The organism is Nocardia farcinica (genome assembly GCF_029867845.1).
In the GTDB taxonomy this organism is placed as follows: Bacteria; Actinomycetota; Actinomycetes; order Mycobacteriales; family Mycobacteriaceae; genus Nocardia; species Nocardia farcinica_A.
This window is the reverse complement of sequence record NZ_JARWRU010000058.1, coordinates 1-6,825: the sequence shown is the minus strand read 5'-3', so window position 1 is coordinate 6,825 and position 6,825 is coordinate 1. Positions and strand designations below refer to the sequence as shown.

Here is a 6,825-nt window from a genome sequence, read left to right as displayed (position 1 = left end):
GGTCCTCCCCCCCCCCCCCGGGGGGGGTTTACGTTGGCTCGTTTTCCCCCTCCCCCCCCCGGCCCCCGGCCGGGGGGGGGGGGGGCCCGTCGGGAGTGCGGCGCTGGGAATCGTCGCGCTCAGTTGATCTGGACCCAGAGGGTGTAGGTGGCGTTGCCGCGCTCGGGGGCCACGTTCACCGCGTAGGTGCCGTCGTAGGGCAGCAACACCGCGGCCACGTCGTCCGGGTAGGCGGTGGTGATGCCGTCCGGGCCGGTGATGGTGAAGGCGGCGTTGTCCTCGAGGGAGAACAGTGTCACGTCCAGCCACTGGCCGCCGTAGGCGTCGAAGAAGTAGGTGTCGGACTCGCCGCGGATCACCGCGCCGTCGATCACCGCGCCGCTGGTGCCGGGCGCGAACTCGATCTGGGTGAACACGCCCTGGGCGTGCGCGGCGCCGGAGCCGGCCAGGCCGATCACGAGGGCAGCGGCGGCGGTGCCGAGAGCGGTGGCGAAGGTGCGGGAGAGAGTCATCGTTGGGTCCTGTTTCTCGAAGGGGGTGACCGACGAGACGACTCTGCCCGCGCCCGCTTACCGCCCGCTTAACAACCGCTGGTGGCCGCTCAGCTCGCCAGGCAGCCCGGCCCGAGCAGCGCCTTGAGGTCGCCGAACAACGCCGAGGACGGCGAGACCCGCAGGCTCTCCGACAGTTTCAGCACCGTGGTCTTCTCCCGCGCGCCGACATGGCGGATGAGCACGTCGGAGGTGCCGGGATGGCGGGCCAGCACACGCTTGAGCTCGCCGACCTTGTCCGGGGTGCACATGCGGGTGGTCATGGTGACCGACAGCGGCTTGGCCACGCCGATGGACGACAGATCGGGCACCGCCAGATCGTTGGCGATCAGCGAGACCCGGTCGTCGCGGATCGACACCCTGGCCTTGACCAGCACCACGGCGTCCTCGACCACGTCGGCGCCGTAGACGGAGTAGGCCTGCGGGAAGAACAGCACCTCGATGCCGCCGGTGAGATCCTCGAGCTGGGCCGAGGCCCACGCCAGGCCGTTCTTGTTGATGCGCCGGTTCACCGAGGCGAGGATGCCGCCGACGGTCACCTGCGCGCCGTCCTTGACCTCGCCTTCCAGAATGGCCGGGATCTGGGTGTCGGACTGGGCGGCCAGCACGTGCTCCACGCCGTTGAGGGGGTGGCCGGACACGTAGAGGCCGAGCATCTCGCGCTCGAGCGCCAGCTTGTGCTTGGACTCCCACTCCTCGTCGGGCACCTTGACATTGAAGACGCTGGTCACCGACTCGTCGGCGTCCATGCCGCCGAACAAGTCGAACTGGCCCATGGCCTCGGCCTTCTTGGTGGCCATGACCGCGTCGATGGCATCGGAGTGCACCAGGTACAGGCCCTTGCGCGGATGTCCGAGGGAGTCGAAAGCGCCCGCCTTGATGAGGGATTCGGTGACCTTCTTGGTGCAGGCGATGGCGTCGATCTTGTTCAGGTAGTCGGAGAAGTCGGTGAACTTCGACTTCTCCTTGCGCGCGGCGATGATCGAGGCCACCACGTTGGCGCCGACGTTGCGGACCGCGCCGAGGCCGAAGCGGATGTCCTTGCCGACCGAGGCGAAGTTCTGCTCGGACTCGTTGACGTCCGGCGGCAGCACGGTGATGCCGAGCCGGCGGCAGTCCGACAGGTAGACCGCGGCCTTGTCCTTGTCGTCGCCGACGGAGGTCAGCAGGCCAGCCATGTACTCGGCCGGATAGTTGGCCTTGAGGTAGGCGGTCCAGTAGGAGATCAGGCCGTAGGCGGCGGCGTGCGATTTGTTGAACGCGTAGCCGGCGAACGGCAGGATCGTGTCCCACAGCGCCTTGATGGCCTGCTTGGAGTAGCCGTTGGCCTGCATGCCAGCCTCGAAGCCCTCGAACTCCGCGGCCAGCACCTCGGCCTTCTTCTTGCCCATGGCGCGGCGCAGGATGTCTGCTCGTCCGAGCGAGTACCCGGCCACCTTCTGGGCGACGTGCATGATCTGCTCTTGGTAGACGATCAGGCCGTAGGTCTCGCCCAGGATGTCTTTGAGCGGTTCCTCCAGCTCCGGGTGGATCGGCTTGACTTCCTGCCTGCCGTTCTTGCGGTCGGCGTAGTCGTTGTGCGCGTTCATGCCCATCGGGCCGGGGCGGTAGAGCGCGCCGACGGCGACGATGTCCTCGAAGGCGGTGGGCTGCATGCGGCGCAGCAGGTCGCGCATGGGGCCACCGTCGAGCTGGAAGACGCCGAGGGTGTCGCCGCGGGAGAGCAGCTCGTAGGTCGGCTTGTCGTCCAGCGGCAGGGTGTCCATGTCGAGGTCGATGCCGCGGTTGGCCTTGATGTTGTCCAGCGCGTCGCCGATGACCGTCAGGTTGCGCAGGCCGAGGAAGTCCATCTTCAGCAGGCCGATGGCCTCACACGACGGATAGTCCCAGCCGGTGATCAGCGCGCCGTCCTGCGGCCGCTTCCACAGCGGGATCGCCTCGATCAGCGGGTCGCAGGACATGATGACCGCGCAGGCGTGCACGCCCGCGTTGCGGATCAGGCCCTCCAGGCCGCGCGCGGTCTCGTAGATCTTGGCGACGTCGGGGTTGCTGTTGATGAGCTCGCGGACCTCGGCGGCTTCCTTGTACCGCTCGTGGTCGGGGTCGGTGATGCCCGACACCGAGATGTCCTTGGCCATGATCGGCGGCGGCAGCGCCTTGGTGATCTGGTCGGCGATGGCGAAACCGGGCTGGCCGAACAGCACTCGCGCGGAGTCCTTGATGGCGGCCTTGGTCTTGATGGTGCCGAAGGTGATGACCTGCGCGACCCGGTCGCTGCCCCATTTCTCGCTGGCGTAGCGCACCATCTCACCGCGGCGGCGATCGTCGAAGTCGATGTCGATATCGGGCATCGACACGCGCTCGGGGTTGAGGAAGCGCTCGAAGAGCAGACCGTGCGGGATCGGGTCGATGTTGGTGATGCCCAGCGCGTAGGCGACCAGCGAGCCCGCCGCCGAGCCACGGCCGGGGCCGACGCGGATGCCGACCTCGCGGGCGTGGTTGATGAGGTCGCCGACGACGAGGAAGTAGGCCGGAAAGCCCATCTCCAGGATGACGCCGATCTCGTACTCGGCGCGCTCGACGTATTCGCGCGGCGGGCCGTCGGGGAAACGGCGGCGCAGGCCTGCCTCGACCTCGTGACGCAGCCAGCTGGCCTGGTCGTGCCCCTCGGGGACCGGGAAGATCGGCATCCGGTCGCGGTGCTGCCAGACCTCCGCGTAGGACTGCACCCGCTCGCCGATGAGCACGGTGTTGTCGCAGGCGCCTGGCACCTCGGAGTCCCACAGCGCCCGCATCTCCTCGGCGGACTTCAGGTAGTAACCGTCACCGTCGAACTTGAAGCGGGTCGGGTCGCTGAGGGTCTTGCCGGTCTGGATGCACAGCAGCGCCTCGTGGTTGGTCGACTGATCCTTGGTGACGTAGTGGCAGTCGTTGGTGGCCAGCGGCGGGATGCCGAGCTTGCGGCCGATCTCGAGCAGCCCCTCGCGGACCCGCCGCTCGATGGACAGGCCGTGGTCCATGAGTTCGAGGAAGAAGTTCTCCTTGCCGAAGATCTCCTGCCATTTGGCGGCGGCCTCGAGCGCCTCGCGGTCGTGGCCGAGACGCAGGCGGGTCTGCACCTCGCCGGAGGGGCAACCGGTGGTCGCGATGATGCCCTCGGCGTGCTGGGCGATGATCTCCTCGTCCATGCGCGCCCACTTGCCCAGCTGGCCCTCCAGCGAGGCCAGGCTGGACAGCTTGAACAGATTGTGCAGGCCCTTGGCGTTCTCGGCGACCATGGTCATGTGGGTGTAGGCGCCGGAGCCGGAGACGTCGTCGCTCTTCTGGCTCGGGTCACCCCACTGGACGCGCTTGGTGTCGAAGCGCGAGCCCGGCGCGATGTAGGCCTCGATGCCGATGATCGGCTTGATGCCCGCCTTCTCCGCCGAGTTGTAGAACTCGCTGGCGCCGTACATGTTGCCGTGGTCGGTCATCCCGACCGCCGTCATTCCCAGCCGCTTGGCCTCGGTGAACAGCGGGGAGATCTTCGCCGCGCCGTCGAGCATCGAGTACTCGGTGTGGTTGTGCAGATGAACGAACGATCCGGACGAGGCGGCCAAGACTATTCATCCCTCCCATGGGTCGTGGTGGGGGTCGGGCACCGAGTCTAAGCCTGGCGGGCGACAGGAACAGCCTCCGCCGTGCGAGGCCGAGGTCGGTGTCCGCGCGTCACCTGGGCGGGCGGGCGCGTGTCGCGAGGAAGATCACCCGGACCGGTCCGCGAGACCCGCGCGGGTGTGCGTGATCCGCTGGTCCCGCTCCTCCGGTTCCGGTCCGCGCCGGGCGCGGGATCGGTACCGTACCCACGAACGCAGCTGTGCTCTTCCGACTCCTCGAGTGCTCTTCCGACTCCTCGAGCGCTCTTCCGACTCCTCCAGTGCTCTTCCGACTCCCCCAGCGAGGTCATCGAATGAGTTCTGTGCTCTTCCGTCCTTCCCTTCCCCTCCGCCGGAGCCTGCGCGCCGCGGCCGTCACCGGGGCCGCCTGCCTCGCCGTCGCCGTGGCCGCCGCACCCGCGGCCCACGCCGGTCCCGGTGGCGCGTTCGGCACCGTCTACTCGCTCACCCAGGGCCCGTGTGTGGCCGTGGTCGACAGCTCGGTCAACGGCGACGCCTACCCGAACTCGGCGGCGTTCACCGTGCAGACCACCATGATCGGCGTCGGCTCCTGCGAACTCACCGTCACACTGCGCTGGCGCGATGTCGGCGACGGCAGCACCGGCGAGTTCACCGTCACCGCGCACGGCCCCGGCTACTGGTCCAACAGCGGCCCCGGAGCCATCTTCAGCCCGGGGACCGGCTCGTTCACCGGAACGGTGACCGTGAGCGCGCCCTCGATCGGCGGCTCCGGCGAGGTGGCCTTCGACATCCCGCAGTACCAGGGCTGACATCCCGCCGGCGGGGCCGACCTCACACCGCTGACGCGCGGGCCCGGTGAACGTCCAGCGGGACGGCGCGCCGGGCGGCGGATAATCGAGCCCATGTGCGGGCCTGGAGCGAGCCGGTGACGGCGGCGGGTGTCGCGGCGATCGCGGTCGCCGCGCTCGGTCTCGCCCTGCTGGTGTGGCTGCGCACCCGGCGGGTGGTGAGCACCCCCGCCGAGCGCGCGGTGCACGCCGCGCTGCACACCGCCTCCCTGGCCGCCGTGCCGCTGCGGCGCGGACTGACCGAGGATTCCGCGCAAGAGGCCGCCCCGCATCTGCGGGCGCTGACCAGTGCCGCGGCCCTGGGCGTGGCCGCGCCGGACGGCACGGTGCTGGCCTGGGACGGCCCGCACGGCGACCTGGCCGAGGAATTCGCCGACGCCGCCCGACGCGCGGTCGAAGGCGGGCGGCCGGTATTGGTGAGCAGGCCGGGGGCGGAGCACGCCGCACGCACGCTGGTGGCCCAGCCGATGCTGCCCGAGAGCGGACCGGCCGCGGGCGCGCTGGGCATCGTCACCACCGACAAGCCCGGCCCGGGCCTGCTCGGCGCGCTGGCCGAGGTGGCGCGCTATGCCTGCGGCCAGCTGGACCTGGCCGAGCTGGACGCCTCCCGGGCCCGGCTGGACCGGGCCGAGGTGCGGGCGCTGCGCGCGCAGATCAGCCCGCACTTCATCTACAACGCCCTCAACACCATCGCCTCGTTCGTGCGCACCGATCCGGCCAGGGCGCGGGAGCTGATCCTCGAGTTCGCCGATTTCACCCGCTACTCCTTCCGCGCCGCCGGCGAGTACACGGTGCTGTCGGAGGAGCTGCGCAACATCGAGCGCTATCTGGCGCTGGAGCGGGCGCGGTTCGGCGAGGCGTTGCAGGTGCGGCTGCTGATCGCACCGGAGGTGCTCGGCGTCGTGTTGCCGTTCCTGGCGTTGCAGCCGCTGGTGGAGAACGCGGTGCGGCACGGGATCGCGGGCAGGCCGGGCGGCGGGACCATCACCATCGAGGCCATCGACGCGGGCACCGACTGCCTGATCAGCGTGGAGGACGACGGCGCGGGCATGGACCCGGAACTGCTGCGCTCGGGCGCGCTGGACGCGATCACGGCAGGCCCGGCGGGAGCGGAGGAGGCCGCGCACGTCGGATTGTCCAATGTCGACGACCGGCTGCGCGCGGCCTTCGGCGACGACTACGGGCTGGTGGTGGAGACCGCGCCGGGGGCGGGGACGAAGGTCGGCATGCGGGTGCCGAAATTCCGGGCCGGGGTGCGGGCCTGAGCCGGATTCCGGCCTCAGGTGTGTGTCACCCCCTACGATGGACCCACCGTGACCGAGGGACCGACCGTGACGCAGCACACCGGTGGCTCGGCGGGCGCGCTGCGCGTGCTCGCCGTCGACGACGAACAGCCCGCCCTGGACGAACTCGTGTACCTGCTGCGCGAACGCCCGGAGATCGGCGAGATCCACGCCGCGAGCGAGGCCACCGGCGCGCTGCGGCTGTTGCGCACCCACCCGGTGGACGCGGTCTTCCTCGACATCGACATGCCCGGCCTGGACGGCATGGAGCTGGCGGGCATCCTCGGCGAGTTCGCCACCCCACCATCGGTGGTGTTCGTGACCGCCCACGACGACCGCGCGGTCGGCGCCTTCGACCTCGGCGCACTCGACTACCTGCTCAAGCCGCTGCGCGAGGCGAGACTGGCCGAGGCGGTCCGGCGCCAACGGCAGGCGCCGGCCGGCCCGCCCGCCGCTTCGCCGCCGCAGGACCCCCAAGCGGTGATACCCGTGGAACTGGGCCGGGGGCCCCCCCCGGTGCCCCCGG

Annotated in this window: 5 protein-coding genes; 3 read left to right on the top strand and 2 right to left on the bottom strand. The window is 70.1% G+C overall.

What is annotated here, in order from left to right; genetic code table 11:
- Window positions 1–119: 119 nt before the first annotated feature.
- Both QH283_RS00940 and dnaE read right to left on the bottom strand, forming a co-directional pair.
- A complete protein-coding gene (locus QH283_RS00940; RefSeq protein ID WP_280501125.1) occupies window positions 120–512 on the bottom strand; it encodes a hypothetical protein in 393 nt (130 codons plus the stop codon).
- A gap of 89 nt (window positions 513–601) precedes the next feature.
- Complete coding sequence (dnaE, locus tag QH283_RS00935) at window positions 602–4,150, bottom strand: DNA polymerase III subunit alpha (RefSeq protein WP_280501124.1); 3,549 nt, start codon at window positions 4,148–4,150, stop codon at window positions 602–604.
- Between the two features lie 350 nt (window positions 4,151–4,500).
- Between dnaE and QH283_RS00930 the strand changes: the two genes are divergently transcribed.
- From QH283_RS00930 to QH283_RS00920, 3 genes are all read left to right on the top strand, one after another.
- Window positions 4,501–4,977 carry a hypothetical protein gene (locus QH283_RS00930; protein WP_280501123.1) on the top strand — a complete coding sequence of 159 codons (477 nt, stop codon included), beginning with the start codon at window positions 4,501–4,503 and terminating at the stop codon, window positions 4,975–4,977.
- Between the two features lie 116 nt (window positions 4,978–5,093).
- The gene (locus tag QH283_RS00925; RefSeq protein ID WP_280501122.1) at window positions 5,094–6,281 is read left to right on the top strand and encodes a sensor histidine kinase; all 1,188 of its coding nucleotides are present in this window, start codon (window positions 5,094–5,096) and stop codon (window positions 6,279–6,281) included.
- Between the two features lie 48 nt (window positions 6,282–6,329).
- On the top strand, window positions 6,330–6,825 hold a 496-nt coding region (locus QH283_RS00920; protein WP_280501121.1), incomplete at its 3' end, for a LytR/AlgR family response regulator transcription factor.